The organism is Pseudomonas sp. PICF141 (assembly GCF_002286815.1).
Lineage (GTDB): Bacteria > Pseudomonadota > Gammaproteobacteria > Pseudomonadales > Pseudomonadaceae > Aquipseudomonas.
On the sequence record NZ_MUNM01000084.1, the window covers coordinates 60719 to 87153 of the forward strand.

Consider the following 26435-nt stretch of genomic DNA (forward strand, 5'->3'; position numbering starts at 1 on the left):
CGGCTTTTTTGTGCCTGCATGCTGACATCCACATCAGTATTCGCTGCCCCTTTGGTCGCAGACGTAATTTTCTGAAACGCCGGAAGGTTCGGATGGGATATCAAGATGCATCCTACATAAATCCCTTTTTCCCCTTGCTAACGTACTCGGCAGTTTGCGTTTGTTCACGCCGGGGATGGCATGGGCATCGCGATTTGTATCTTCATTCGGCTTAAGGACGAGCCACGGAAAAGCAAAAGGATAAGCGCATGTTCGCCCCCGCCAATGCTGCTCACTTCACGTTACTGATCCCGACTGTTCCTAACGATTTCAAAGTCCTCACCTTTGAAGGCACTGAAACCATCAGTGCCTTGTATGCGATCCGGATCGAACTGGTCAGTGAACACCCTGCCTTCGATCTGGAAAGCCTGCTCAGTCAGCCCGCTTTTCTCCAGTTCGGCCTTAACGGGGAAGGTCTTCACGGTCGTATCGAAGATGTGTTCAGGGGGGAAACCGGCAAACGGCTGACCCGTTATCACCTGACCCTCGTACCGACGCTGCACTACCTGCAGTTCAGCCACAATCAGCGGATTTTCCAGAAGCTGACGGTGCCGCAAATCATCGCTAAGGTACTCAAGGGCCACGGCGTTCAGGCTAATGCATTTACCTTCCATGTCAGCACCAGCCCCGAGCGCGAATACTGCACCCAATACGGGGAAAGTGACTTCGAACTGATTCAGCGGCTATGCGCCGAGGACGGCATCGCGTGGCACCATCAGCATTCACCAGACGGCCATGTACTGGTGTTCACCGACGATCAGACCTGGTTCCCCAAACTGGGTGCAACCCCCTATCTGCAAGACTCCGGCATGGTGGCGGAGCACCCGGTCGTCAGCCAGTTCTCCACACGTTTCAGCACCCGCCCCAGCACCACTACCTATCGGTACTATGACTTCCAACGCCCTAGTCTATTGCTGGAAAGCCGCTTCACCGCTGAGTTTCACCCTGAGCTTGAAGACTACCGCTATCCGGTCTTTATCGAAAACGAAAAGCGTGGCAAACAGCTGGCCCGGCAGGCGCTGGAACGGCACCGTACCGATTACCAATTGGTCGAAGGTAAAAGCGATCAGCCAAGCCTGCGCAGCGGTCACTTCGTCGACCTGACGGAACACCCGGATAAAACTTGCAACGATTTGTGGCTGCTGCTCAGTGTGTCGCATGCCGGAAAGCAACCCCAGTCACTGGAAGAGGTGATCACCAGCGACACTAACCCCGAGGACGGCTTCACCCAAGGCTATCGCAACCGCTTCAGCGTCATTCCATGGGATGTGTTTTACCGGCCGCCGCTACCTGCGCCAAGACCGACGCTGGTCAGCCAGACCGCCCGCGTCACCGGGCCCGCCGGCGAGGAGATCTATTGCGATGAGCATGGTCGCGTCAAAGTCGAGTTCCCTTGGGACCGGGCCGAACTCAACAGCGAAAAAAGCAGTTGCTGGCTGCGGGTATCTACCCACTGGGCAGGTAAAAACTTTGGAGCTGTGACCATTCCGCGTATCGGCATGGAAGTCATGGTCACCTTTCTGGACGGCAATCCCGATAACCCGCTCATTACCGGGTGCGTGCCGAACAAGGTCAATGCGGTGCCCTACCCCTTGCCCGAAAACAAGACCAAAACCGTATTACGCAGCCACAGCTCCCCCAACACGGGCGGTTACAACGAACTGTCGATTGAAGATCGCGCCGGGCAGGAACAAATCTACCTGCGCGCCGAACGCGACCTGGAACAGCTGATCCTCAACGACAGCGATACCAAAATTGGCAACGATCGCCGCGAACAGATTATCCGTGATAGCCACAGCCTGATCGGTAACGACCGCTTTGAACAGGTGGACAACAACAGCGCTAGCCTGATCAAGGGCGACGAATTGCACACCACCGAAGGCGCGCGCAACACGTTGATCGGCGGCAACGAGGTGATCTCTATCACCGGCAACAGCAGCACAACAGCGGATGGCACGCTGGTGATTCAGGCCGGGCCTCACGCCCATGTCACTGCGGCCAATGTGGTTATCAAGGCTGACCAGAGCCTGACGTGGGAATGTGGTGGTCACTTCATCGTCATTAACTCGAGCGGGATATTCAGCAGTGTGGCCATGGTCGTGGGTGGTTCACCGCTAACTGGCCTACCCGGGCAGGCGGCGCTGTCAGCAGCTCCCCAAATCGCCGAAACTGAGGTTATCGATACCCTTCCCATGGAAGCCCTACTCAAACAGAACCTCGTCTTTCGCGAAGCCGATTCCGGTGTTTGCCCGGTATGCAACGTCGCCCAGGAATCCCAGGAAGCAGAGAGGGGTGAAGCATGACCCCGGTCATCCCGAACAAAGGACTGCTCCTGCTTGATGGCGCCCAGTACGAAGGCGCTATCGATTGGCTTAACGAGTACTACGGCGCAGATTCTCCTCAGCCGCTATTCAAGGGGACCGCTTATGAGCCGATCAGCGCCGCGGGGCCTTTTCTGCTGAACGCCTCGCTTGGTAGCGCATCGTATGCCGCGTGGTGGGGCGGCTCTGACTTGCAACAGGGTGTTTGGCTGGCTTCTCCACGGAGCGCCCAACAATGGCTACCTATCCTGCAACGTCGGTTGCGCATTTTTGATGAACAGCAGCGAGAGCTGTGGCTGCGCCTGGCGGATGGCTCGGTTCTGCGACGCGCCTGGTTGGCCGGCGTGCAATGGCCAACAGGCTTTTGGTTTGGTGTGGAAAGCGTCTGGCTACGCCATGGCAACGCGCCAGTGTGCGCTTGGGAGAACGAAGCGCCTGAATATGATTCAGCACCGGCCCATAAAGGTCTGGCCGCGCAAATCACCCTGCCTGAGCCGCTTCTGCAGGCACTGAGCCTCCCAGCCAACCCGGAGAAAGAAGCATGAGTGTCCAGAATAGAATCCGTGTTGGAACATGTCCGCTGTTCGCTGCCGTTTTACCCCTGCGATACGCCCTCGGCCCAACCGCCGCTGTCGATACCGATGCCTACGACTTGCCGGCATTGAGCGGCTCGTTTCCCGAATTGGGACCTCGTCATCCTGACTTGACCGGACATGCGCTCAATTACACCTCGCGTTTGTTGCGCGACGGTTGGCTCTACGTCTGGGAGAGCAGCCCACCCAAATTGGTGGAGTATCAGGTCGATAAAGCTCAGCTCACCCAGACCCCGCGTGCGGGCAGGGTGATCGACACCCGGGTCAAACCCCATCTGGTGTTAAGAGCTGGCGACCCTGCCGGATTGGTCTGGTCGCCCGTTCGCTGGAGTGAGGCGCAGTATCGGGCCGCCAAAACAGACCCCGCCGTACGCCAGCGCATCATGCGCAGTTTTGTGCCAGGTGTCGCACCGTTCAGTGGCAAGGTCGACACCGTCACCAAGCAGATTGGCGAATACAACGATGCGGCGAGCTACGGCTGGAGCACGGAACCTGGAACGGAACACGCACCCAACTGGCTGAAAGCTCTCAAGCAGATGAGGGCTTGCGAACAGCAGACTTACGCCGTCATTGATGATGCATGGGGCGTGCTACTCGACCTTGCCGCGCTGCTGTGTGTGCGTAAAGAAGCGTTCGACAGTTACCAGGAACATCACGCTGAAGAGTGGGCGATAGCCAGTGTCATCAAGTCACTGAGTGAAGGCGACCGGCAACTGAGCGCACAACTGCCGTCCATTACCCGCTATGACGAACTCCAGCGGACATGGAAAGATCAAGAGATCCAGAATGAGCGATATACCGCTGACATGCGGCATCTGGCCCAGCTCTGGGTAGCGTGGTTCAACACCCTGCAAATGACCGGTCCGTCGAGCATGGACACGGCTTGTGGTCATTTCGACATTACCCAACCGATTACCCGTGAGGCACTGGAATTGCATTTCGCGGCGGCTTGCCTGGGACCGGCCAGCACCAGCGTCGGGGCCGAGGCCATTACCCTCAGTCTTGAAGGTAACAAGGCCGGCAAGCCATGGTTGCTTTGGGCATTGCTCGGGTTGCCGTCACGGCTGAGTGTTAGCGAAATCAAATACCTTGTGGACTTCAGCGATGTGGCCCGAGATAACCAGGCTGCTGTTCAAGAAGGCGCCAGCAAACTTGCCAGGGTCTTTGGTTATACCGATGCGCTGAACAAGACCGCCGACAAACTGAAGCAACACAAGCCGGCCTCAAGCGTTGAGGCCCTATTTCTGTCTCTTGCCCCGGTGGCTGGGTTGCAATTGCATCAGGGTGAAAAGGGCACTGGTGCGGCGGGGCGTTTGTACATGGCGGCAGCGCTGGCCCGCAGCGACCAGCGCATCCAGACATCGGGCGTCACGCCGCGTCAGGTGGGCGAGTGGTACAGCGATTTGATGGGGACTCGCCAGTCAATGCCTGCGCATTTGAGTGTTACACCGCTGACCAGCGGGGTGGCTGACGGTATCCCGTTCATGCATTTGGTCCCAGCCAGCACCAAGCTGCCACCGTTGCCGGTGAATCTGGCGTCGAGTGTTGAATTGAGCAGTGTGTTTGATTTGAAAGGCGCGCTGAGTAAAGCGCCGATCAAGTCGATTGTGACGCTGGTGGCGGGGGCGAATTTTGTTTCGTCCGGTAATGTGTTTGTTGATAACAAAACGGTAAAAAATGGTTTTAGCGGCGTGGGCGCTGCGGTTGGAATTGGCGCCGCAGCTGCTGCAGTCGTTCAGCGAATGGCCGAGGTCGATTGGGCGTCAGCCGTCCGCCAAAGCGGTAGCACCTCAATGTCATCACGGCTACTTTTGGTCAAGGCGTTGGGGCGCGCCGCCACTACTGCTTTAGCACAAGGAGTCTTCCTGGCATTCGACGTCGTGCTCTATGGGCTGGACGCCTTTGAGGCGTATCGAGCGGGCGACTTCGACACCATGGTCGCGAACTTGTCTGTGGCTGGCGCTTCGCTGGCGAGTATCAAGATTCAAGTCCAGGCTTTCCGGGCGCTGCGAGTCGCGCGGGCTGCTGTGATTGCCGGGGATGCGGCGACAATTGCAAGGGGGCTTAACGTTGTGCCGCATCTGGGGGCGAAACTACTGGGCCTCGCTTTTGTGATTGTGGGCGGAGTCATCGCCCGTCTTTACACGGCTGACTCGCCGCTGGAAAAGTGGGTGAAATACAGCCATTTTGGTATCCGTTCGGACGAGACTTGGTCTCACAGCTATACGCTGTCCATGGATAAGCTTTACCCCGTTCTGTTCCCCATCAGTTTTGATGCCTTCCGACTGTCAGAGATAAACCCTTATCAAGGCCAAGTCACTTCCACGTATCTGCTGCTGAACCTGCCGGGAGAAAATGTGCCACTGACCGATGTAATGATTCACTTCAAGGGCATCGAAATTTGGGGCGATACACTCGGCTATCACACCGACCAAATCAAAAAGGTCGAATGGACGGGCAAAGACTTTGCCCGACATAGCGGCACCCGCATTCCAGTACCCGCTGGGGTTACCCCTTACCGCCGTGTCTACCATGAGGATGGTGTGCGGGACTTGCGACGTATCGAGGGCGAGTTGATCTATTCCCCACAAGAAGGACTGACGCTGCCAGCGGTAAAAATCATGGAACGAGCATGGATATGAATATGCCAGCAACACCACGCTACAGCGCTGCACCCACCGTAATTCTTGAAGCGAATAAGCCCACGGGTGAGTTGCCTATAGAGCTGTTTATTACCGATGAGCACACTGAACATTACTTATCGTTGCAAGCAAATGGCGACTCTGATCGAGGAATGCTAACGGGAGTGTTGGGCGGTATGGGCGGGGTTGGGGGGATGGGGCTTGGGCTACTCAGTTTTATGCAAAGTAGTGAGCCTGAAGGGCTGTTTATCATGCTTGCTATCTGCGCTCCCTTGTTCCTAGCGCCATTTTTATGGGAAACCCTTCGTCCTTTACCTCTGCCCATTTTGTTTAACCGCCGCACCAGTGAAGTGTATTTCGATCATGATGGCGATCTTTACCATGCTCCATGGGAGGGTATTTCAGCCGTGGCCAATGAGTTTCAGCTCGTGGGCACCCAAATCGGTGGCATGCAAAACGCTTCACTGGAAATTCGCATGTGGAAATTTGAAGAGCCGGAAACGGCTGTGATGGTGAGTCTAGGTGCCCCCTTTGGTAAATCATTGTCGATGCAAAAAGGCTTTTGGGAATACATCCGTTCTTACATGAATAATGGCCCTTATTTCGACGAGAACGGTAATCACAGTGAGTCGGATGCATTCGTAAAAAGCCAGCTATCCGTGCGACCCAAAATGAGCGACAGCTTCAAGCAGACACTGGCGCAGTTAAAACAGGCGAAGAAGGATGCGGGTGGGAAAAACTACTTAGGCGCCAGCGATGTTGCAAAACTGATACTCGAACCACTGCTTTACCCGCAGGACCGAATTCAAGAACTCACCTACAGTCTTGCCAAACGCCGCTCTCGCAACCTGTGGCCGAAAGTTGTCACTGAACGACTGAAGGCCAATGGCCCCATCACACGCCTTGTTGATCTGGAGCACGAGCAAGGTGTTGGCGTATCGAAGCGAGTTGATCAATACCCACAATGCGACTGAGCCACCGGCGATAAAAATCAAGGAATGAGGACTCTTCGGAGAATGGTGTAGGACGGCTCCGAGTCCCATAAACCGGGTTTTACTTCGCCGGAACCTCGCCTATAGTTCGTCCGTCACCGACGAATCGGTGATCGACTTTAGCCGGTCGTAACAGATGATGCACAAGCGCCTGTATAATCGCGGCGCTTTTTGCTGCCTGGCATCTGCATGTCTATGGTGGCTGTGCGTGGGACGCCTTCGGGTGTGCCGGGTTCATCTGTCCGGTCGGCTAACCCGCGTACAGCTACCACCCAATTCGTTTAGCCGCGAAAGGGGTGGGAGTTTCACTTATCAGATGAGATAGAAACATGACCCAGTACCACCCTCTGCAAGGCAACTTCAGCGTCGGCCCGACGCTATACATCGACACCGAAGCCAAAGTTTCGGATCTCCTCGAAATCGCCACTCACCGAATCAAAGCGGCCCGCAATCTGCTCAATAGCGTCACCTGCCTGTGCATCAAAAACGCCGAAGGTCACGACTTGGAGCATTTCGCCAATGCTGCACACATATTGATTCAGGATGGCTGCGACGCCTTGGATGCGCTGGGCTGGAAGCTGGAAAAAACCGTACGCTGAAATCAGAAAGCCGCGATATTCGCGGCTTTTTTGTGTCTGCGGGAAACTACTGATCATTTTCGTGGCATCACGAAAATGATCCAGGCTACTTAATAGCTGCTTTCAGGCAAACTGGCGATGATCGACCGATAACTGTTCATCCGCTGCTGCTGCACGCGGCCTTCTTCAAGAGCCTTGAGCAAGGCGCAACCCGGCTCGCGGTCGTGCTTGCAGTCGCGGAAGCGGCAGGTGCCGATCAGGTCGTTGAACTCGATGAAGCCGGCTTCGACGTCGGCACGGCTGACGTGACCCAGGCCGAATTCGCGGATACCCGGGGAGTCGATCAACTCACCGCCACCGGGGAAGTGGAACAGTCGCGCGGTGGTGGTGGTGTGGGTGCCTTGGCCCGACAGCTCGGACAGCGGGCCGACACGGGTGTCGACTTCCGGCAGCAGGCTGTTGACCAGCGACGACTTGCCGACACCGGACTGGCCGACGAATACGCTGATGTGCCCGTCCAGTTGCTTCTGCAGCTGCTCCATGCCATTGCCGTGGTGGGCCGACACTTCCAGCACCGGGTAACCCAGCGTGCGGTAAACCGCCAGCAAGGCATTCAGCGCCGGGGCGTTCTGTTCGTCGATCAGGTCGAACTTGTTCAGCAGCAGCAACGGCCGAATCCCGGCGTGTTCCGCGGCGACCAGGTAGCGGTCGATCAGGTTGGCGTGAGGCTCGGGCAGCGGCGCGAAGACGATCACGATTAGGTCGACGTTGGCCGCCACCGGCTTGAGCTGGCCACGGCTGTCGGGACGGCAGAGTTCGGTTTTACGCGGCAGTTGCGCCACGATCACGCCGATGCCCTGGTTGCCGGCACGCCAGACAACCTGATCGCCGGTCACCAGCGCTGGCAGGTTGGCGCGCAAATGGCAGCGGAACACCTGGCCAGCCAATTCGCCATCGAGGGCCTCGACTTCGACCTGCACACCGAAGTGCGCGATCACCAGGCCCGTCTGTTCCGGGCCCAGGTCGCCGCCTTCGAGTGCCTCGACAGCCGAGGACTCGCGTTTGGCGGCGCGGGCAGCGCGCTCGCCCTGAATCTTTTCGATGCGCCAGTTTTGACGACGATTGAGTTGGCGTTTGGCCATGGGTGTTCCGTATCGAGAATGCAGCGATTAGGTAAAACGGCCGCGAGTTTAGCACGCCCGGTGGCCTCCCTAGGCTAAACTGCGCACCTACGCCGAGGAGCCGACTCATGCAAAACCCGCTGAACCTGATCTGGATCGACCTGGAAATGACCGGTCTGAACCCTGATACCGACGTCATCATCGAGATGGCCACTATCGTTACCGACAGCGATTTGAACACCCTGGCCGAAGGCCCGGTGATCGCCATCCATCACAGCGACGAAATCCTCGCCGGCATGGACGAGTGGAATACCCGCCAGCACGGCGGCTCGGGGCTGACCCAGCGGGTTCGCGAGAGCCGTATCAGCATGGCCGAGGCTGAGGCCCAGACCATCGCCTTCCTGGAAAAATGGGTGCCGAGGGGCAAGTCGCCGATCTGTGGCAACAGCATCTGCCAGGACCGTCGCTTCCTTTATAACCACATGAAGTCGCTGGAAAGCTATTTCCATTACCGCAACCTCGACGTGTCGACCCTCAAAGAGCTGGCCGCGCGCTGGGCACCGGACGTACGCGACAGCTTCAAAAAGGGCAGCACCCACCTGGCCCTGGACGACATCCGCGAATCGATCGCCGAGCTGCAGCACTACCGCAAGAACTTCATCAAGTTCTGATTGGGTGGTCGCGGGCCATTGTGGCGAGGGGCTTGCCCCCGTTGGGTCGCGCAGCGACCCCCTCTGCCTGCAATCCCGTTTCTTCAGGCACACCGCGCTTGCGGTTTTCACGACTGCTGCGCAGCCGAACGGGAGCAAGCCCCCTCGCCACAGGTCTGTGTGAATACTTCGGCGCCCTCTTTTGGTGCTTCGGTGAAGTGAGTAGACTGCGCGCCTTTCTGCCAGGACCGCCACCATGTTGCTGATGCTCTATCTGATCGCCATCACTGCCGAAGCCATGACGGGCGCCCTGTCTGCGGGCCGTCGCGGCATGGACTGGTTTGGCGTGGTGCTGATTGCATGTGTCACGGCACTGGGCGGCGGTTCGGTACGCGACGTGCTGCTTGGCCATTACCCGCTTACTTGGGTCAAACACCCGGAATACCTGGTGTTGACCTCCGTCGCGGCGATGCTGACGATCTTCATCGCCCGCTGGATGCGTCATCTGCGTTCGCTGTTTCTGGTGCTCGACGCAGTGGGGCTGGTGGCGTTCACCCTGATCGGCTGCATGACGGCCCTGGAAATGGGCCACGGCATGCTGGTGGCCTCGGTCAGCGGCGTGATCACCGGCGTATTTGGCGGCATCCTGCGGGACATCTTCTGCAACGACATCCCGCTGATCTTCCGCCGCGAACTCTACGCCAGCGTCTCGTTTGCCGCCGCATGGTGCTATCTGCTTTGTATCTACCTGCAATTACCCGGTGAACAGGCGATTTTGATTACCCTGTTCGGCGGCTTCCTGCTGCGCTTGCTGGCGATCCGTTTTCACTGGGAAATGCCCAAGTTTGTTTATAACGACGAGGCCTGACACGTCTCTGTAGCAGCTGCCAAAGGCTGCGTTCGAGGCCGCAGGACTCGCGTGCGGAATGACGACTGCTGCGCAGCCGAACGCAACCTGCGGCAGCTGCTACAGGAGTCCATGTTGTTTCAGGGCCCATTCGACATGCTCGCGCACCAACTCCGACGGATAATCCCGCCGTGCCTTCAGTGCTTCCAGCACCGGAATGCTCGACGGCGCATTACCCAACCCGACCGCCAGGTTGCGCAACCAGCGCTCATAACCCGCGCGCCTGAGCGGTGAACCTTCGGTGCTGCTGAGAAATTTTGCTTCGTCCCACATGAACAGTTCGGCCAGTTCGGCGTTGTCCAGATTGTGCCGGGGTTTGAAATCGCTTTCGCCGGAAGGTCGGGCAAAGCGGTTCCACGGGCAGACGATCTGACAGTCATCGCAACCAAATACCCGATTGCCGATCAGCGGCCGCAAATCTTCAGGGATCGCACTCTTCAGTTCGATGGTCAGGTATGAAATGCAGCGTCGGGCATCCAGCACATAGGGGCCGACGAAGGCGTTGGTCGGGCAAATGTCCAGGCAGGCGGTGCAGCGGCCGCAGTGTTCGGTGGCGTGAGGCGGGTCGACCGGCAGCGGCAGGTCGACGAACAGTTCGCTGAGGAAGAAGTAACTGCCGGCCTTGCGATTCAAGACCAGCGTGTTTTTGCCGATCCAGCCCAGGCCAGCCTGCTCGGCGATGGCTTTTTCCAGCACCGGGGCGCTGTCGACAAAGGCGCGGTAGCCAAACGGGCCGATCACCGCCTGAATTTTTTCCGCCAGTTGTTGCACGCGTTTGCGGATCAATTTGTGGTAATCGCGACCCAATGCATAACGCGAGACGTAGGCTTTTTCCGGTTGGGCCAGGCGTTTGGCCATTTCGGTGTCGCCCGGCAGGTAGTCCATGCGCAGGGAAACGACTCGCAAGGTGCCCGGCACCAGTTCTTCGGGGTGCGAACGTTTGCTGCCGTGGGCGCCCATATATTCCATTTCGCCGTGGTAGCCGGCCGCGAGCCAGCGCTCCAGGTGCTGCTCATGCTCGGCCAGGTCGAGGCCGCTGATGCCGACTTGCTGAAAGCCCAGCTCGCGGCCCCAGTCCTTGATGGATTGGGCGAGGGCGGGCAGGTCTGTGGTAATAGCGGGCATGAGACGAGAGAAACCGGAGCTGAGGTGCGTATAATTCTGCCAGACATCGGAGCCTGAAGACGCATGCCGCACACTAAAGATGAATTACCCGACGCGCTGTATAGCGCCGCGCAAGTCCGAGGGCTCGATGCGAGCCTGATTGCGGCCGGTACACCGGGCTTCGAATTGATGCAGCGTGCAGCGCGAGCGACCTGGCGCGCGCTGGTCCGTCATTGGCCGACCGCGCATGAATTGAGCGTGGTGGCCGGCCACGGCAACAATGCCGGCGACGGTTATCTGGTGGCCGTGCTGGCTCGACGTGCCGGTTGGCACGTGCGCGTGCTGGCCGCCGGGGATCCCGCGCGTTTGCAGGGCGATGCCGCGTCGGCCCATGCCGAGGCCGTTGCCGAAGGCGTCGCGATTCAAGACTGGAACGCGCATTCAGAATTGCGTGGTCTTGTGCTGGATGCCTTGCTCGGCACCGGCCTGACCGGTGAAGTGCGCGAGCCATACGCCAGTGTCATTGGTGCGATCAACGCCAGTGGGCTGCCGGTCGCAGCGGTGGATATCCCCTCTGGGCTGTGTGCCGATACGGGGCGCCAGCTCGGCGTTGCGGTTCGAGCGGACCTTACGGTGACGTTCATCGGCTTGAAGCTGGGCCTGTTCACCGGTGACGCTGCGGATGTGGTGGGCGATTTGGTCTTCAATGATCTGCAAGCTGCCCCTGAGACGTTTATCGGGGCCCCGGTCAGTGCCCGTCGCCTGACGGCCGATAATGTGCCGCGTCTGCCCCCTCGTGCTCCAACATCCCACAAAGGCAAATTTGGCCACGTATTACTGATCGGCGGTGATCGCGGTTTTGGCGGGGCCATCCTGCTCAGCGCTCAAAGCGCCCTGCGCAGCGGCGCCGGCATGGTGTCGCTGGCCACTCGCAGTGAGTATGTTCCCGCTGCATTGGCGCGAGTGCCTGAAGCGATGGTGCTTGGCATTTCGTCGGCCAATCAATTGATGGGGCTGCTTGAGAAGGTCACGGTGCTGGTCGTCGGCCCGGGGCTGGGGCAGGCCGCCTGGGGGCGCAGTCTATTGTCGGCCGCGGCCAATGCGCCGCTGCCGCAAGTCTGGGACGCCGACGCGTTGAACCTGTTGGCCGAAGGGGGCGTGAATGTGCCCGCCCATTGTGTTATCACGCCGCACCCTGGCGAGGCGGCGCGATTGCTGGGTCTGTCGACGGCCGAAGTTCAAGCCGATCGTCCGGCCGCGGCCCATGCGTTGAGCAAAAAATATACAGCGGTGGTGGTCCTCAAGGGCGCCGGCAGTTTGATCGCCAGCCCCGATGGGCGTCTGGCGCTGTGTCATCAGGGCCATCCAGCCATGGCGTCCGCCGGTTTGGGCGATGTGCTGGCCGGGCTGGTCGGCGCTTTGCTCGCTCAGGGTATGGAGGCGTATGACGCAGCCTGCCTGGCGGTCTGGCTGCACGCCAATGCCGGTGAGCAACAAGGTAAATTCGGCCGTGGGCTGGCGGCCAGTGATCTGATTCCAGCCATTCGTCAGTTGTTGGAGGAGCAAGCACCGTGTCTGAAGTAACCCTGTACCTGGCTGATGAAGAGGCGATGACCGCATTGGGTGCGCGCATCGCACAAACCACTGGAGGGCACGGTCTGATTTTTCTCGAAGGGGATTTGGGGACGGGGAAAACCACGCTGTCCCGGGGCATCATCCGTGGCCTGGGACATACAGGCGCGGTAAAAAGTCCGACGTTCACCTTGGTCGAGCCTTATGAGATAGGAGAGATCCGTGCCTTCCATTTCGACCTGTATCGACTGGTCGATCCGGAGGAGCTGGAGTTCCTTGGTATCCGCGATTATTTCGAAGACGACGCGCTGTGCCTGATCGAATGGCCCCAGAAGGGTGCAGGCTTTTTGCCAAAGCCCGACCTGACCATTACCATTAGCCCGCAAGACAGCGGGCGTTCGCTGAAAATTTCGCCACAGGGCTCGCGTGGCGAGTTGTGGTGTGCCGCTTTGGCATTGGAATCCAATTAGATGATGGGGTTAGGTATGCGCTTTCGCGCGTTGGTTGCTGCCGTAGGATTGTTGTTTCTGGCGGTGACCGTCGACGCTGTGGCCGAGACGAAGGTCAACAGTGTTCGCCTGTGGCGGGCGCCGGACAACACGCGACTGGTGTTTGACCTGACAGGGCCTGTCCAGCACAGCGTCTTTACCCTGACCGCACCGGATCGTCTGGTGATCGACATCAATGGCGCATCCCTGGGGGCGCCGCTGAACGTCAATACCTCGAACACTCCGATCACCGCAATGCGCTCGGCTCAACGTACGCCGACCGACCTGCGGGTGGTCATCGACCTGAAAAAAGCCGTCACGCCAAAAAGTTTTACCCTGGCGCCGAACGCCCAATATGGCAATCGCCTGGTTGTCGATCTGTTCGACAACGCGGCCGATGCCGCGCCACCGCCTGCGCCAGCGCCGACTGTGGCCACGGTGCCTGCGGTCCCTGTCGCACCCGCCGAACCTTCGATCAAATTGCCGCCCGCCCCGGCTGGCAAGCGCGACATCATTGTGGTGATCGATGCCGGCCACGGTGGTGAGGACCCGGGTGCCTCGGGCTCTCGCGGTCAGCGTGAAAAAGATGTGGTGCTGGCCATCGCCCGTGAACTGCAGCGTCAGGTCAATGGCATGAAAGGCTTCCGCGCCGAATTGACTCGCACCGGCGACTACTTCATTCCGTTGCGCGGCCGTACCGAAATCGCCCGTAAGAAAGGCGCCGATCTATTCGTTTCAATCCACGCTGACGCCGCACCTTCGACCGCCGCATTCGGTGCCTCGGTGTTCGCCTTGTCTGACCGTGGCGCGACGTCGGAAACCGCCCGTTGGCTGGCCGACAGCGAAAACCGTTCCGACTTGATCGGAGGTGCCGGCAACGTCAGCCTCGATGACAAGGACCGCATGCTGGCCGGCGTGCTGCTCGACTTGTCGATGACCGCTTCCCTGACATCCAGCCTGAACGTTGGCCAGAAAGTATTGAGCAACATTGGTCGCGTCACGCCGCTGCACAAACAGCGCGTGGAGCAAGCCGGGTTCATGGTGCTGAAGTCGCCGGACATCCCGTCGATCCTGGTGGAAACCGGGTTCATCTCCAATGCCAACGAAGCGTCCAAGCTTACTGCCGCGAACCATCAGCAAGCGCTGGCGCGTTCTATCAGCAGCGGCGTGCGGCAGTTCTTCCAGCAGAATCCACCGCCGGGCACCTACATTGCCTGGCTGCGCGATTCCGGCAAAATCGCCCAGGGCCCCCGTGACCATCGCGTGAATCCTGGCGAAACCCTGGCGATGATCGCCGTGCGTTATCAGGTGTCTCCGGCTACCTTGCGTAACGCCAACAACCTCAAGAGCGATGAGCTGAAAATTGGTCAGACATTGACCATTCCCGGCACTGAACTGGCGGCCAAAGAATGAACCAGGTGCTGACCAACGCTGCACGCATCGAGCTGCTCAGCCCGCGGCTGGCGAACCAGATTGCCGCCGGTGAAGTGGTTGAGCGCCCGGCCTCGGTGATCAAGGAGCTGCTGGAGAACAGCCTCGACTCCGGTGCCAAGCGCATTGATGTCGATGTGGAGCAGGGCGGCGTCAAGCTGCTGCGGGTTCGCGACGATGGTAGCGGCATTTCCGCCGATGACCTGCCCCTGGCCCTGGCCCGTCACGCCACCAGCAAGATTCGTAATCTGGAAGACCTCGAGCAGGTGATGAGCCTGGGGTTTCGGGGTGAGGCGTTGGCTTCCATCAGCTCCGTGGCGCGCCTGACCCTGACATCCCGCACGCGCGATGCCGATCAGGCCTGGCAAGTGGAAACCGAAGGCCGGGACATGGCGCCGCGCGTGCAACCGGCGGCCCATCCGGTGGGCACTTCGGTGGAAGTGCGCGACTTGTTCTTCAATACCCCGGCGCGCCGCAAATTTCTCAAGACCGAAAAAACCGAGTTCGATCACCTGCAAGAAGTGATCAAGCGTCTGGCGCTGGCGCGGTTCGACGTGGCGTTCCATCTGCGCCACAACGGCAAAACCATCCTCAGCCTGCACGAAGCTCATGATGACGCGGCCCGCGCCCGACGTGTGGCGGCGATCTGCGGGGCGGGTTTTCTGGAGCAGGCGCTGCCGATCGAAATCGAGCGCAATGGCCTGCATTTGTGGGGCTGGGTCGGGTTGCCGACCTTCAACCGCAGCCAGGCGGACTTGCAGTATTTCTTCGTCAATGGCCGCGCCGTGCGCGACAAACTGGTGGCCCACGCGGTGCGCCAGGCTTATCGCGACGTGCTGTTCAACGGTCGGCACCCCACGTTCGTGCTGTTTTTCGAAGTCGATCCGGCGGGCGTCGACGTCAACGTGCACCCGACCAAGCACGAAGTACGCTTTCGTGACGGACGCATGGTTCACGATTTCCTCTATGGCACTTTGCACCGCGCCCTCGGCGATGTGCGTCCGGATGACCATTTGGCCGCGCCTGTCGCGACCGCGATGGTGCGGCCCACCGGGCTCGACGCCGGTGAGTTCGGCCCCCAGGGCGAAATGCGTCTGGCGGCCAATGCGCTGCTGGAACAGCCCCAGGCCCAACCGTCGTTCAATACGCCGGCTGGCTCCGGCGCTGGCGCCGGTTATCAATATCAGTACTCGCCGCGGCCTCAATCCGGCGTGCCCGTCGCCGAAGCTCAAGCGGCCTACCGTGAATTCTTCGCGCCGTTGCCCGAGGCCAACGCGGTCGCGCTGCCAGCCGGGCAGGACGACGTTCCACCGTTGGGTTACGCATTGGCGCAACTCAAGGGCATCTATATTCTTTCGGAAAACGCCCAGGGCCTGGTGCTGGTGGACATGCATGCCGCCCATGAGCGGATCATGTACGAACGCCTGAAAATCGCCATGGCCAGCGAAGGCCTGAGCGGTCAGCCGCTGTTGGTGCCCGAATCTCTGGCCCTCAGTCAGCGCGAAGCCGATTGCGCTGAGGAACACGTCGCCTGGTTCCAGCGACTGGGCTTTGAATTGCAGCGTCTGGGCCCGGAAACCCTGGCCATCCGGCAAATTCCCGCCTTGTTGAAACAGGCAGAAGCCAATCGGCTGGTCAGCGACGTTCTGGCGGATTTGATGGAATACGGCACCAGCGACCGGATTCAGGCCCACCTGAACGAATTGCTTGGCACCATGGCCTGCCACGGCGCGGTTCGCGCGAATCGGCGCCTGGCCGTGGCGGAAATGAACGGTCTGCTGCGGGACATGGAAAACACCGAACGCAGCGGTCAATGCAACCATGGCCGACCGACCTGGACCCAATTGGGCCTGGACGATCTGGACAAACTGTTTTTGCGCGGTCGTTGATGAGCCAGTTTCCTCCTGCGATTTTCCTGATGGGCCCGACGGCTGCCGGCAAGACCGACCTGGCCATCGAGCTCACCAAGGTTTTGCCCTGCGAGCTGATCAGCGTCGATTCGGCGCTGGTTTACCGTGGCATGGACATTGGCACCGCCAAACCGTCGAAAGAGTTATTGGCCGAATTTCCCCATCGATTGATCGATATTCTGGACCCGGCCGACAGCTATTCGGCTGCTGATTTTCGTCGAGATGCGCTCCAGGCCATGGCCGAGATCACCGCGCGGGGCAAAATTCCGCTGCTGGTAGGCGGGACAATGCTCTATTACAAGGCTTTGCTTGAAGGTCTGGCCGACATGCCGGCGGCCGATCCGCAAGTGCGCGCGCAAATTGAAGAAGAGGCTGCACGCCTTGGCTGGCAAGCCTTGCACGATCAATTGGCGGTGATCGATCCGCAATCGGCCGCGCGAATTCATCCGAACGATCCACAGCGCCTCAGTCGCGCACTGGAAGTTTATCGCGTCAGTGGTCAGAGCATGACTGAGCTGCGCTTGCGACAATCTGCGCAAAGTACTGAAGCAGCCGCTTCGGGACTGCAACAATTGCCCTATACTGTCGCGAACTTGGCTATCGCCCCGGCAAATCGCCAGGTACTGCACGAGCGCATTAAACAAAGATTCACAAATATGTTGGAACAGGGATTCATCGACGAGGTCGTAGCCCTGCGAGATAGAGGTGACCTTCATTCGGGGATGCCGTCTATACGTGCTGTAGGTTATCGACAAGTCTGGGATTACCTGGATGGCAAGCTGACGCAAGCCGAGATGCAGGAGCGTGGAATCATTGCCACGCGCCAATTGGCAAAGCGCCAGTTCACCTGGCTACGCAGTTGGGCTGATCTACACTGGCTGGACAGCCTCGATTGCGACAATCTGCCACGCGCCTTGAAATACCTTGGGACCATCTCCATATTGAGCTGAGTCCTTGCAATTGCCGTCTATCCTTGGGGGTGTGACGGCCCCAAGCCATCTGTTTACCTATTTTTTATAGAATCCTTAAAGGAGTGCGGCACATGTCAAAAGGGCATTCGCTACAAGACCCTTACTTGAATACTTTACGTAAAGAAAAAGTGGGGGTTTCCATCTACCTGGTCAACGGGATCAAACTGCAAGGCACGATCGAGTCTTTCGACCAGTTCGTTATCCTGCTGAAAAACACCGTTAGCCAAATGGTTTACAAACACGCTATCTCTACAGTGGTGCCGGTTCGTCCAATTCGTCTGCCCAGCGCAACCGAATCCGAAGCAGGTGACGCTGAGCCAGGTAACGCCTGATAGGAGTCTCCTTTGTTCTTTGAGCGCCACGGTGGTGGTGAGCGGGCAATTCTCGTTCACTTGGATGGTCAGGACCCTGAGGCGCGCGAAGATCCGCAGGAGTTTCAGGAGTTGGCAATTTCGGCTGGCGCCGAGACCGTCGCGTTTTTTAACGTGCCGCGTCATCGGCCAACCGCCAAAACCCTGATCAGCAGCGGCAAGGTCGAAGAGTTACGCGACCTGGTCAGTGCCGAACAGGTCGATCTGGTGATTTTCAATCACATCCTCACGCCCAGTCAGGAACGTAACCTCGAACGTATTTTCGAGTGCCGCGTGATTGACCGCACGGGTTTGATTCTCGATATCTTTGCCCAACGCGCCCGCACCCATGAAGGCAAGCTCCAGGTTGAACTGGCCCAGCTTGAACACATGAGTACGCGGCTGGTTCGTGGCTGGACTCACCTTGAGCGGCAGAAGGGCGGTATCGGTCTGCGCGGCCCGGGTGAAACCCAGCTGGAAACCGACCGGCGTCTGTTGCGGATTCGCCTGCGCCAAATCAAGGGGCGCCTGGAAAAGGTCCGCAGCCAGCGCGAGCAATCTCGTCGCGGGCGCAAACGTGCTGATATTCCGACGGTTTCACTGGTGGGTTACACCAACGCCGGCAAATCGACGCTGTTCAACTCGGTCACCGATTCCGACGTCTTCGCCGCCGACCAGCTGTTCGCTACCCTCGACCCGACCTTGCGCAGGCTCGAACTCGACGACCTCGGGCCGATCGTGCTGGCAGACACCGTGGGCTTCATCCGCCACCTGCCGCACAAACTGGTCGAGGCATTTCGGGCTACGCTCGAAGAGTCGAGTAACTCCGACCTGCTGCTGCATGTGATCGATGCGCATGAGCCTGAACGGATGGCCCAGATCGAACAGGTCATGGTGGTACTCGGGGAGATTGGGGCGCAAGACTTGCCGATCCTTGAGGTATACAACAAACTCGATTTGCTCGAAGGTGTTGAGCCGCAGATCCAGCGCGATGCCGATGGCAAACCGCAGCGGGTCTGGTTGTCGGCCAAGGACGGTACCGGTCTTGACCTGCTCAAGCAGGCCGTGGCCGAACTGTTGGGCAGTGATTTGTTTGTTGGCACCTTGCGCTTGCCGCAACGTTTTGCTCGACTGCGTGCGCAGTTTTTCGAACTGGGTGCGGTGCAAAAAGAAGAACACGACGAAGAAGGCATCAGCTTGCTGGCCGTTCGCTTGCCACGGATCGAACTGAATCGACTCGTGAGCCGCGAAGGTCTGCAACCGATGGAATTCATCGAGCAACACACTTTGCAATAAAAGCCTGAGAAAGCGGTTGTGCCGCGGTGACAGGCATTCTGTAGCATTGGTCGGCGCGCCGTGGGTGCGTCTTTGCTTTATCAGATGGAGAGCGCTATGGCTTGGAATGAGCCGGGTGGCAACTCGAATAATCAGGATCCTTGGGGTGGCAAGCGCCGCAATAACGGCGACCGCAAGGGACCACCGGATCTCGACGAGGCCTTCCGAAAGCTGCAGGAAAGCCTGAACGGGTTGTTCGGTGGTGGTAAAAAACGCGGTGACGAGGGCGGTCGCCCGGGCAAGAGCGGCGGCTTCGGCGGCCTGCTCGGCATCGGCCTGGTCGTGCTGGCGGCTGTGTGGCTGTACAGCGCTGTCTATGTGGTCGACGAACAGGAGCAAGCCGTAGTGCTGCGCTTCGGCAAATACTATGAAACCGTCGGCCCGGGCCTGAACATCTATTTCCCGCCGATCGATCGCAAGTACATGGAAAACGTCACGCGCGAGCGTGCCTATACCAAGCAGGGTCAAATGCTGACTGAAGACGAAAATATCGTCGAAGTGCCGCTGACCGTGCAGTACAAGATCAGCAACCTGCAAGACTTCGTGCTGAACGTCGATCAGCCGGAAATCAGCCTGCAGCATGCGACCGACAGTGCCTTGCGTCATGTGGTGGGTTCTACCGCCATGGACCAGGTGTTGACCGAAGGTCGTGAGTTGATGGCCAGCGAAATCAAGGAGCGTCTGCAACGTTTCCTCGATACTTACCGCACCGGTATCACCGTTACCCAGGTCAACGTACAGAGCGCAGCTGCACCGCGTGAAGTCCAGGAAGCCTTCGATGACGTGATCCGTGCTCGTGAAGACGAGCAGCGTTCGCGAAACCAGGCTGAAACCTACGCCAACGGTGTAGTACCGGAAGCCCGTGGTCAGGCCCAGCGCATCCTCGAGGATGCCAACGGTTACCGCGACGAGACCGTTTCCCGTGCCAAGGGTGAGGCTGATCGCTTCACCAAACTGGTAGCCGAGTATCGCAAGGCTCCTGAAGTCACCCGCCAGCGTCTGTATCTGGACACCATGCAGGAAATCTTCAGCAACACCAGCAAGGTTCTCGTGACCGGCAACAAGGATGGCCAGAACAATCTGCTGTACTTGCCGCTGGACAAGATGATTGACAGTGGTCGCAGCCCTGGCGCTCCGGTGACGGGTGCGGCAGCCAGCAGCAATGAAGTGAATGCGCGTGCGGCAGCTGATCTGCAGCAACAGCAGGCACGTACCAGGGAGAGTCGCTGATGAGCAATAAATCGCTGATCGCCCTTATTGTCGGCGTCGTGGTGGCGATCGTTGCCTGGAACTGCTTCTACATCGTGGCTCAGACCGAGCGCGCGGTGCTGCTGCAGTTCGGTCGGGTAGTCCAGGCCGATGTTCAGCCGGGCCTGCATGTGAAAGTGCCTTACGTGAACAAGGTGCGCAAGTTCGACGCGCGCCTGATGACACTGGATGCACCGACACAACGTTTCCTGACGCTGGAAAAGAAAGCCGTAATGGTCGATGCCTACGCCAAGTGGCGCGTGAAAGATGCCGAGCGCTTCTACACCGCGACTTCCGGTCTCAAGCAGATTGCTGACGAGCGTCTTTCTCGTCGTCTGGAGTCGGGCCTGCGTGACCAGTTCGGTAAGCGTACCCTGCACGAAGTAGTGTCCGGTGAGCGTGATGCGCTGATGGCTGACATCACCAGTTCGCTGAACAAGATGGCGGAAAAAGAGCTGGGCATCGAAGTTGTCGACGTCCGGGTCAAAACCATCGACCTGCCGAAGGAAGTGAACCGCAGCGTGTTCGAACGTATGAGCACCGAGCGTGAACGCGAGGCTCGCGAGCATCGCGCCAAGGGTAACGAGCTGGCTGAAGGCATCCGTGCCGACGCCGATCGTCAACGCCGCGTACTGCTGGCCGAAGCCTATCGTGAATCTGAAGAGGTTCGCGGTGACGGTGATGCCCAGGCTGCTGCGATCTACTCCAAGGCCTACGGTCAGGATCAGGAGTTCTACGCGTTCTATCGTAGCCTGCGCGCCTACCGTGAAAGCTTCGCGAACAAATCCGACGTCATGGTCCTGGACCCGGGCAGCGACTTCTTCCGTTACCTGGAGAAAGCCAAGCCTTGATACGGCGTTGACCTGAATCATCCCCCGCCTGGCGGCTAAAACCTCGGGCGGGGTGATCCTTTGGGAAAACGTGTGTATGATGCGGCAGCCGGGAAATTCCCGGCTTTTTTGCGTCTGCACGTTTGATTGCTGTTTATGCAGGCAACCGAGTTGAATGACTCGACAGGTTTTTCGAGGAAAGTGGTTGGCGAAGCCGGTTTCAGGCTTTTCGCCCCGTTGTCCATGCGCGCGGTTTGTGTGCATGGGCCGATCATTTTCTGCTTCACTCAAGGCTCGCCCAAAGGCTTGTCGCCCGGATCATAGGGGAATGGCGTAATGGCAACGGTAGACCGCTGGCTGCTGCCAGATGGCATCGAAGAAGTACTGCCACCAGAAGCTGCGCGCATCGAAGTAGCGCGTCGCCAGGTGTTGGATCTGTTCCAGAGCTGGGGTTACGAGTTTGTCGTGACTCCCCATATCGAGTACCTGGAATCCCTGCTGACTGGTGCGGGCTCGGACCTCGATCTGCGTACCTTCAAGGTCATCGACCCGCAGTCGGGTCGGCAGATGGGTTTCCGCGCCGACATCACGCCGCAAGTGGCGCGCATCGATGCGCATACCCTGCGTCGCGAAGGCCCCAGCCGTCTGTGTTATGCCGGCAGCGTGCTGCATGCTCAGCCGCGTGCCTTGTCGTCCTCGCGTAGCCCCATTCAACTGGGCGCCGAGTTGTACGGCGACGCCAGTCCGAGCAGCGACGTGGAAGTCATCAGCCTGATGCTGGCCATGCTGCAACTGGCCGATGTGCCGGATGTGCACATGGACCTCGGCCATGTCGGCATCTACCGCGGGCTGGCCCGCGCCGCCGGTTTGTCCGGCGAAGTCGAGCAACAGTTGTTCGATGCGTTGCAACGTAAAGCCATTGATGAGGTCATTACCTTGACCGAAGGCTTGCCTGCCGATCTGTCGGGCATGCTGCGAGCGCTGGTCGATCTGTGTGGTGGTCGTGAAGTGTTGAGTGCTGCCCGCGAGCGACTGGCCGATGCGCCGGCGCCCGTGCTGGCAGCCCTGGACGATCTGCTGGCAATTGCCGAGCGTCTGTCCACGCGTTTCCCGCAGTTACCGCTGTATTTCGACCTGGGCGAGTTGCGCGGCTATCACTACCACACGGGTGTCGTGTTCGCCGTGTTCGTGCCGGGTGTTGGCCAGTCCATTGCTCAGGGCGGTCGTTACGACGACATTGGTGCTGACTTCGGTCGTGCCCGTCCGGCAACCGGTTTCTCTACCGATTTGAAAACCCTGGTGACCCTGGGGCGTGCTGACATAGAGCTACCGTCTGGCGGTATCTGGATGCCTGACAGTACGGATGCAGCACTCTGGCAGCAGGTTTGCCAGTTGCGCAGTGAGGGTCAGCGTGTCGTTCAGGCATTGCCTGGGCAGCTTTTGGCCGCCGCCCGTGAAGCGGACTGCGACCGGCAATTGATTCAGCAGAACGGGCTTTGGCAAGTATTGCCGCTGGCTTCTTGAGTTTTCCTGCCGGCCGCCGCCGGCACCAAGTTTGCGCGAATGAGGACAAGTGTTATGGGTAAGAATGTCGTAGTCCTGGGCACCCAATGGGGTGATGAGGGCAAAGGCAAGATCGTTGATCTGCTGACCGAACATGCTGCCGCCGTAGTGCGCTACCAAGGTGGCCACAACGCTGGTCACACCCTGGTGATCGACGGCGAAAAAACTGTCTTGCACCTGATCCCGTCGGGCGTGCTGCGCGAAGGCGTGCAGTGCCTGATTGGTAACGGCGTGGTGGTTGCCCCCGACGCCCTGCTGCGGGAAATCATCAAGCTGGAAGAGAAAGGCGTACCGGTGCGCGAGCGCCTGCGTATCAGCCCGTCCTGCCCGCTGATCCTGTCCTACCACGTAGCGCTGGATCAGGCCCGTGAAAAGGCCCGTGGCGAGCTGAAGATCGGTACTACCGGTCGCGGCATCGGCCCGGCTTACGAAGACAAGGTTGCCCGTCGCGGTCTGCGCGTAGGTGATCTGCTCAACATGCCGCGCTTTGAAGCCAAGCTGCGTGAACTGGTGGAATACCACAACTTCATGTTGGTCGGTTTCTACAAAGAACCAGCCATTGACTTCGACAAGACCCTGGCCGAGTGCAAAGAATACGCTGAGCTGCTCAAGCCGCTGATGCTGGACGTGACTGCCGAGCTGCACGACCTGCGTCGTGCTGGCAAAGACATCATGTTCGAAGGCGCCCAAGGTTCGTTGCTGGACATCGACCACGGCACCTACCCGTACGTGACCAGCTCTAACACCACCGCTGGCGGCGTTGCTACCGGTTCGGGCGTTGGTCCTATGTTCCTGGACTACATCCTGGGTATCACCAAGGCCTACACCACACGTGTAGGTTCGGGTCCATTCCCGACTGAGCTGTTCGACGAAGTCGGTGCGCATCTGGCTAAACAAGGTCACGAGTTCGGCGCGACTACCGGTCGTGCTCGTCGTTGTGGCTGGTTTGACGCCGTTATCCTGCGTCGCGCTATCGATGTGAACAGTATCTCGGGCATCTGCCTGACCAAGCTGGATGTACTCGACGGTCTGGAAACCATCAACATCTGCGTCGGCTACAAAGATGCAGAAGGTAAGGACGTTGCCCCGACTGACGCTGACAGCTACATGGGTCTGCAGCCGGTGTACGAAGAAGTGCTGGGCTGGACAGAGTCGACCGTGGGTGCCAAAACTCTGGAAGAGCTGCCAGCTAACGCCCGTGCTTACATCAAGCGCGTTGAAGAGCTGATCGGTGCGCCGATCGACATTATTTCGACGGGCCCGGACCGCAACGAAACCATCGTTCTGCGTCACCCATTCGCTTAATAAGTCGTTGATGTAAAACACAAAGGCCCCTTAATTGGGGCCTTTGTCGTTTATGCCTGTCGAACGGCATGACCTTTGCTGTGAACATTGAAAAAGCATCGTTTCTGACGTGCTATCAATTTGATGGCGTCAAAGCAGAGGGATTTTCAGTGTCGGCCGTTCTCTCACTGTTACAAAGCCGTCTCTTGCGGCCTGTGTTCGTTACCCTTGGTATCGCCCTTTTGGTGCAGGTGCTGGTGGCTGTCGCTCTGACCCGCAGCACCGTGACTGCGCTGGAAGCTGATTTGGGTGTGCGGCTGGGCGCTGACAGCCAAAAACTCTCCGGTGAACTTGAGCAGGCAGGGCGTGAAGTCACGTCGAGCCTGGATAGCTTGTCCACCAGTACCCGTCAGCGCCTGACAGCCGGGCTGTCTTCGCGTCTGAAGGATGAGCAGGCGCAGTTGCGTGCGACGCTGGAGAAGGACCTGAAGGATTCGGCCAACGACATGGCGCAGCTTCTGGCCTCGGTCGCACCCCGCGCCATGTGGGATAGCGACATCCCCACCCTTTCCGAATTCGCTCGCCGTGCCCAGCGCAATCCCAATGTGTTGTTCGTGGTCTACGACGACGCCACGGGCCAGCACCTGACGCGCTACCTCAACCGGGAGAACCCGATCAACAAGGCGCTTCTGGAAAAAGGCCAGGGCGAGCGGGCGCTGGACAAGGTGCTGGATGCGGCGAAGAACGATCCGTCGGTCTACTACCTTGAAGCCTCGATCAACCCCAATGGGGTGGAGATCGGCAAGGTGTTGATGGGCGTCTCGACCGCCTCCGTGGAAACCGATGTGGCGGCGCTGGACAAGCGATTCTCGGCGCTGATCGCCAGCAGTGATCAACTGGTGGGTGACAGCCTCAAAGGCGCGGCGGCTGACAGCGCGACGGCGATGCGCGGGCGTCTGCAATCGGCGCAGTCCACCGCCACTGAAATGAAAGCCAATACCACCACGGCCGTGCAGGAAGCTGCGGGGGCTTTGCGCTGGCGCATCGGCATGGGCCTGGCGCTGGTAGGTTTTGGTGTGCTGCTGTTGTTGGCGGTGGTGCTGGGTCGTCGCGTGGTCAATCGCTTGAAGCTGCTGATTGCCGCCATGGATGATCTGGCGGCGGGTGAGGGTGATCTGACCAAGCGTGTGCAGATCAACAGCCAGGATGAGATTGGCGACATGGCCTCGGCGGTCAATCGCTTTGTGGATAAGTTGCAGCCGATCGTGCGGGAGGCGGGCGATGTGGCCCAGCGGACCGGCGTCGAAATCGGCGCCATGACCTTGCGCAATGCCGGCGCCGATGCGGCGGCAGGTATGCAGCGCGACGAGGTGGCCGAAAGCTTGCGGGCGTTGTCGCAAATGGCTGACGAAGCCCAGTCTGAAAGCCACGCCATGCAAGCCGCCTTGCAGCAGGTGGTGGGCATTCGTCAGGCCACGGATGAAAACACCCGGACCTCGGCGAAAGTCGGCAGCCTGATTGAAGCGTTGGCTGGGCAGGTCGACACGGGCGCGAAAGTCATCGAACGCCTGGCACAGCAAAGTGAGCAGATTGAAGTGGTGCTGACGGTGATTCACGGGATCGCCGAGCAAACCAACTTGCTGGCGTTGAACGCAGCCATCGAGGCGGCGCGTGCTGGTGAGACCGGTCGCGGGTTTGCCGTGGTGGCGGATGAGGTGCGGGCGCTGGCGAGCAAGACTCAAAGCTCGACCGGCGACATTCAGGCCCACATCGTTGCGTTGCAGCAAGGTGCGCGTGAGGCCGTTGCGGCAATCGGGCAGGCCGGGCGTCAGGCCAGCGAAGGTTTGCTGGTATTGCGCGACAGTGCGCGGTTGCAGCAGTCGGTGCAGGCGTCGGTGGAGCAGGTGCATGCGGCAATCGGTCTGGCGACTCAGGCTGCGGCGCATCAGGCGCAAGGTGCACAGGCGGTACGCGGGCGGGTTGAGACCATCCATGCGCAGGCCGAGAAGGCTGCTCAGGCGGTGGTGGAAACCACGGCCAGTGGCAAGGTGCTGGATGGCTTGGCGGCGCAGTTGAAGGCGAGCCTGGGGCAGTTCCGGGCTTAGGTTTTTTTGTCTGCAAGTCTGACGCCTTCGCGGGCAAGCCTCGCTCCTACGGTGTAGTGTCGTTCGCGAAATGTGCGAGAGTTTTGTTAGCAAGAGGCGGCATAACGCTTGATCTCCCGTAGGAGCTGCCGAAGGCTGCGATTTTTTGATCTTGATTGTTGGCGCAACTGAAATCGCTGAAATCAAAAGAGCGCAGCCCGGCAGCTCCTGCAGAGGCCGTGCTGACATTTATGAAGTTTTCGAACGCCAGAAACGCAAAAACCCGCTTTCGCGGGTTTCTGTGAAATTCAAGATCGTGACCTTGAATTTGAATTGGTGCCCAGAAGAAGACTCGAACTTCCACGACCTTGCGGTCACCAGCACCTGAAGCTGGCGTGTCTACCAATTTCACCATCTGGGCA

21 protein-coding genes and 1 tRNA gene are annotated in these 26435 nt (G+C 59.2%); 19 read left to right on the top strand and 3 right to left on the bottom strand.

Annotated elements, in window-relative coordinates; genetic code table 11:
• Positions 1 to 248 precede the first annotated feature (248 nt).
• From tssI to BZL43_RS25140, 5 genes are all read left to right on the top strand, one after another.
• On the top strand, positions 249 to 2342 hold the full coding sequence (tssI, locus tag BZL43_RS25120; protein WP_095634771.1) for a type VI secretion system tip protein VgrG: 2094 nt from the start codon (positions 249 to 251) through the stop codon (positions 2340 to 2342).
• A complete protein-coding gene (locus tag BZL43_RS25125) occupies positions 2339 to 2905 on the top strand; it encodes a DUF4123 domain-containing protein (RefSeq protein WP_095634772.1) in 567 nt (188 codons plus the stop codon). The genes tssI and BZL43_RS25125 overlap by 4 nt, the downstream gene beginning before the upstream one ends.
• Positions 2902 to 5595 (top strand): toxin VasX, encoded by a 2694-nt coding sequence (locus tag BZL43_RS25130; protein ID WP_095634773.1) that lies wholly within the window; start codon positions 2902 to 2904, stop codon positions 5593 to 5595. The genes BZL43_RS25125 and BZL43_RS25130 overlap by 4 nt, the downstream gene beginning before the upstream one ends.
• Entirely contained in the window at positions 5586 to 6569 is a 984-nt protein-coding gene (locus BZL43_RS25135) for a hypothetical protein (protein ID WP_095634774.1), read from the top strand. The genes BZL43_RS25130 and BZL43_RS25135 overlap by 10 nt, the downstream gene beginning before the upstream one ends.
• Before the next feature lie 347 nt (positions 6570 to 6916).
• Positions 6917 to 7186 (top strand): hypothetical protein, encoded by a 270-nt coding sequence (locus BZL43_RS25140; RefSeq protein WP_095634775.1) that lies wholly within the window; start codon positions 6917 to 6919, stop codon positions 7184 to 7186.
• An 89-nt stretch (positions 7187 to 7275) separates the two neighbouring features.
• On the opposite strand, the gene rsgA is transcribed toward BZL43_RS25140, so the two are convergent.
• On the bottom strand, positions 7276 to 8307 hold the full coding sequence (gene rsgA, locus BZL43_RS25145) for a small ribosomal subunit biogenesis GTPase RsgA (RefSeq protein ID WP_007902636.1): 1032 nt from the start codon (positions 8305 to 8307) through the stop codon (positions 7276 to 7278).
• A gap of 107 nt (positions 8308 to 8414) precedes the next feature.
• On the opposite strand from rsgA, the gene orn reads away from it, so the two are divergent.
• Positions 8415 to 8957 (top strand): oligoribonuclease, encoded by a 543-nt coding sequence (gene orn / locus BZL43_RS25150; protein ID WP_095634776.1) that lies wholly within the window; start codon positions 8415 to 8417, stop codon positions 8955 to 8957.
• A 235-nt stretch (positions 8958 to 9192) separates the two neighbouring features.
• Positions 9193 to 9804, top strand: coding sequence for a trimeric intracellular cation channel family protein (locus BZL43_RS25155; RefSeq protein ID WP_030128339.1), 612 nt, complete (start codon positions 9193 to 9195; stop codon positions 9802 to 9804).
• Positions 9805 to 9903: 99 nt separating this feature from the next.
• On the opposite strand, the gene queG is transcribed toward BZL43_RS25155, so the two are convergent.
• Positions 9904 to 10968: a tRNA epoxyqueuosine(34) reductase QueG gene (queG, locus tag BZL43_RS25160; RefSeq protein WP_095634777.1), complete on the bottom strand. Its 1065-nt coding sequence runs from the start codon at positions 10966 to 10968 to the stop codon at positions 9904 to 9906.
• 63 nt (positions 10969 to 11031) lie between these two features.
• Between queG and BZL43_RS25165 the strand changes: the two genes are divergently transcribed.
• From BZL43_RS25165 to BZL43_RS25220, 12 genes are all read left to right on the top strand, one after another.
• Positions 11032 to 12531, top strand: coding sequence for an NAD(P)H-hydrate dehydratase (locus BZL43_RS25165; RefSeq protein WP_095634778.1), 1500 nt, complete (start codon positions 11032 to 11034; stop codon positions 12529 to 12531).
• Positions 12519 to 12989: a tRNA (adenosine(37)-N6)-threonylcarbamoyltransferase complex ATPase subunit type 1 TsaE gene (gene tsaE / locus BZL43_RS25170; RefSeq protein ID WP_095634779.1), complete on the top strand. Its 471-nt coding sequence runs from the start codon at positions 12519 to 12521 to the stop codon at positions 12987 to 12989. Before BZL43_RS25165 ends, tsaE begins: the two co-directional genes overlap by 13 nt.
• The gene (locus BZL43_RS25175) at positions 12990 to 14420 is read left to right on the top strand and encodes an N-acetylmuramoyl-L-alanine amidase (RefSeq protein ID WP_095634780.1); all 1431 of its coding nucleotides are present in this window, start codon (positions 12990 to 12992) and stop codon (positions 14418 to 14420) included.
• An 8-nt stretch (positions 14421 to 14428) separates the two neighbouring features.
• Positions 14429 to 16327 carry a DNA mismatch repair endonuclease MutL gene (mutL, locus tag BZL43_RS25180; RefSeq protein ID WP_177409355.1) on the top strand — a complete coding sequence of 633 codons (1899 nt, stop codon included), beginning with the start codon at positions 14429 to 14431 and terminating at the stop codon, positions 16325 to 16327.
• Positions 16327 to 17298, top strand: coding sequence for a tRNA (adenosine(37)-N6)-dimethylallyltransferase MiaA (gene miaA / locus BZL43_RS25185; RefSeq protein WP_095634782.1), 972 nt, complete (start codon positions 16327 to 16329; stop codon positions 17296 to 17298). Before mutL ends, miaA begins: the two co-directional genes overlap by 1 nt.
• Positions 17299 to 17390: 92 nt before the next feature.
• Positions 17391 to 17651 (top strand): RNA chaperone Hfq, encoded by a 261-nt coding sequence (hfq, locus tag BZL43_RS25190; RefSeq protein WP_007902656.1) that lies wholly within the window; start codon positions 17391 to 17393, stop codon positions 17649 to 17651.
• 12 nt (positions 17652 to 17663) lie between these two features.
• A complete protein-coding gene (hflX, locus tag BZL43_RS25195) occupies positions 17664 to 18965 on the top strand; it encodes a ribosome rescue GTPase HflX (protein ID WP_063341742.1) in 1302 nt (433 codons plus the stop codon).
• A gap of 96 nt (positions 18966 to 19061) precedes the next feature.
• On the top strand, positions 19062 to 20234 hold the full coding sequence (gene hflK, locus BZL43_RS25200; RefSeq protein ID WP_007902662.1) for an FtsH protease activity modulator HflK: 1173 nt from the start codon (positions 19062 to 19064) through the stop codon (positions 20232 to 20234).
• Positions 20234 to 21103 carry a protease modulator HflC gene (gene hflC / locus BZL43_RS25205; RefSeq protein WP_095634783.1) on the top strand — a complete coding sequence of 290 codons (870 nt, stop codon included), beginning with the start codon at positions 20234 to 20236 and terminating at the stop codon, positions 21101 to 21103. Before hflK ends, hflC begins: the two co-directional genes overlap by 1 nt.
• 315 nt (positions 21104 to 21418) lie before the next feature.
• A complete protein-coding gene (locus tag BZL43_RS25210; protein ID WP_095634784.1) occupies positions 21419 to 22606 on the top strand; it encodes an ATP phosphoribosyltransferase regulatory subunit in 1188 nt (395 codons plus the stop codon).
• 54 nt (positions 22607 to 22660) lie between these two features.
• Positions 22661 to 23950, top strand: a complete 1290-nt coding sequence (locus BZL43_RS25215) for an adenylosuccinate synthase (protein ID WP_007902666.1) — start codon at positions 22661 to 22663, stop codon at positions 23948 to 23950.
• Positions 23951 to 24099: 149 nt separating this feature from the next.
• Entirely contained in the window at positions 24100 to 26034 is a 1935-nt protein-coding gene (locus tag BZL43_RS25220) for a methyl-accepting chemotaxis protein (protein ID WP_095634788.1), read from the top strand.
• Positions 26035 to 26347: 313 nt separating this feature from the next.
• Here the strand turns inward: BZL43_RS25220 and BZL43_RS25225 are convergent.
• Positions 26348 to 26434: transfer RNA gene (locus tag BZL43_RS25225), tRNA-Leu, on the bottom strand.
• Between the last annotated feature and the right edge of the window lies 1 nt (position 26435).

Bases quoted from the DNA above. Each gene is read 5' to 3' on its own strand.
- tssI (WP_095634771.1), top strand. From the start codon at position 249: ATGTTCGCCCCCGCCAATGCTGCTCACTTCACGTTACTGATCCCGACT.
- BZL43_RS25125 (WP_095634772.1), top strand. From the start codon at position 2,339: ATGACCCCGGTCATCCCGAACAAAGGACTGCTCCTGCTTGATGGCGCC.
- BZL43_RS25130 (WP_095634773.1), top strand. From the start codon at position 2,902: ATGAGTGTCCAGAATAGAATCCGTGTTGGAACATGTCCGCTGTTCGCT.
- BZL43_RS25135 (WP_095634774.1), top strand. From the start codon at position 5,586: ATGGATATGAATATGCCAGCAACACCACGCTACAGCGCTGCACCCACC.
- BZL43_RS25140 (WP_095634775.1), top strand. From the start codon at position 6,917: ATGACCCAGTACCACCCTCTGCAAGGCAACTTCAGCGTCGGCCCGACG.
- rsgA (WP_007902636.1), bottom strand. From the start codon at position 8,307: ATGGCCAAACGCCAACTCAATCGTCGTCAAAACTGGCGCATCGAAAAG.
- orn (WP_095634776.1), top strand. From the start codon at position 8,415: ATGCAAAACCCGCTGAACCTGATCTGGATCGACCTGGAAATGACCGGT.
- BZL43_RS25155 (WP_030128339.1), top strand. From the start codon at position 9,193: ATGTTGCTGATGCTCTATCTGATCGCCATCACTGCCGAAGCCATGACG.
- queG (WP_095634777.1), bottom strand. From the start codon at position 10,968: ATGCCCGCTATTACCACAGACCTGCCCGCCCTCGCCCAATCCATCAAG.
- BZL43_RS25165 (WP_095634778.1), top strand. From the start codon at position 11,032: ATGCCGCACACTAAAGATGAATTACCCGACGCGCTGTATAGCGCCGCG.
- BZL43_RS25175 (WP_095634780.1), top strand. From the start codon at position 12,990: ATGATGGGGTTAGGTATGCGCTTTCGCGCGTTGGTTGCTGCCGTAGGA.
- miaA (WP_095634782.1), top strand. From the start codon at position 16,327: ATGAGCCAGTTTCCTCCTGCGATTTTCCTGATGGGCCCGACGGCTGCC.
- hfq (WP_007902656.1), top strand. From the start codon at position 17,391: ATGTCAAAAGGGCATTCGCTACAAGACCCTTACTTGAATACTTTACGT.
- hflK (WP_007902662.1), top strand. From the start codon at position 19,062: ATGGCTTGGAATGAGCCGGGTGGCAACTCGAATAATCAGGATCCTTGG.
- hflC (WP_095634783.1), top strand. From the start codon at position 20,234: ATGAGCAATAAATCGCTGATCGCCCTTATTGTCGGCGTCGTGGTGGCG.
- BZL43_RS25210 (WP_095634784.1), top strand. From the start codon at position 21,419: ATGGCAACGGTAGACCGCTGGCTGCTGCCAGATGGCATCGAAGAAGTA.
- BZL43_RS25215 (WP_007902666.1), top strand. From the start codon at position 22,661: ATGGGTAAGAATGTCGTAGTCCTGGGCACCCAATGGGGTGATGAGGGC.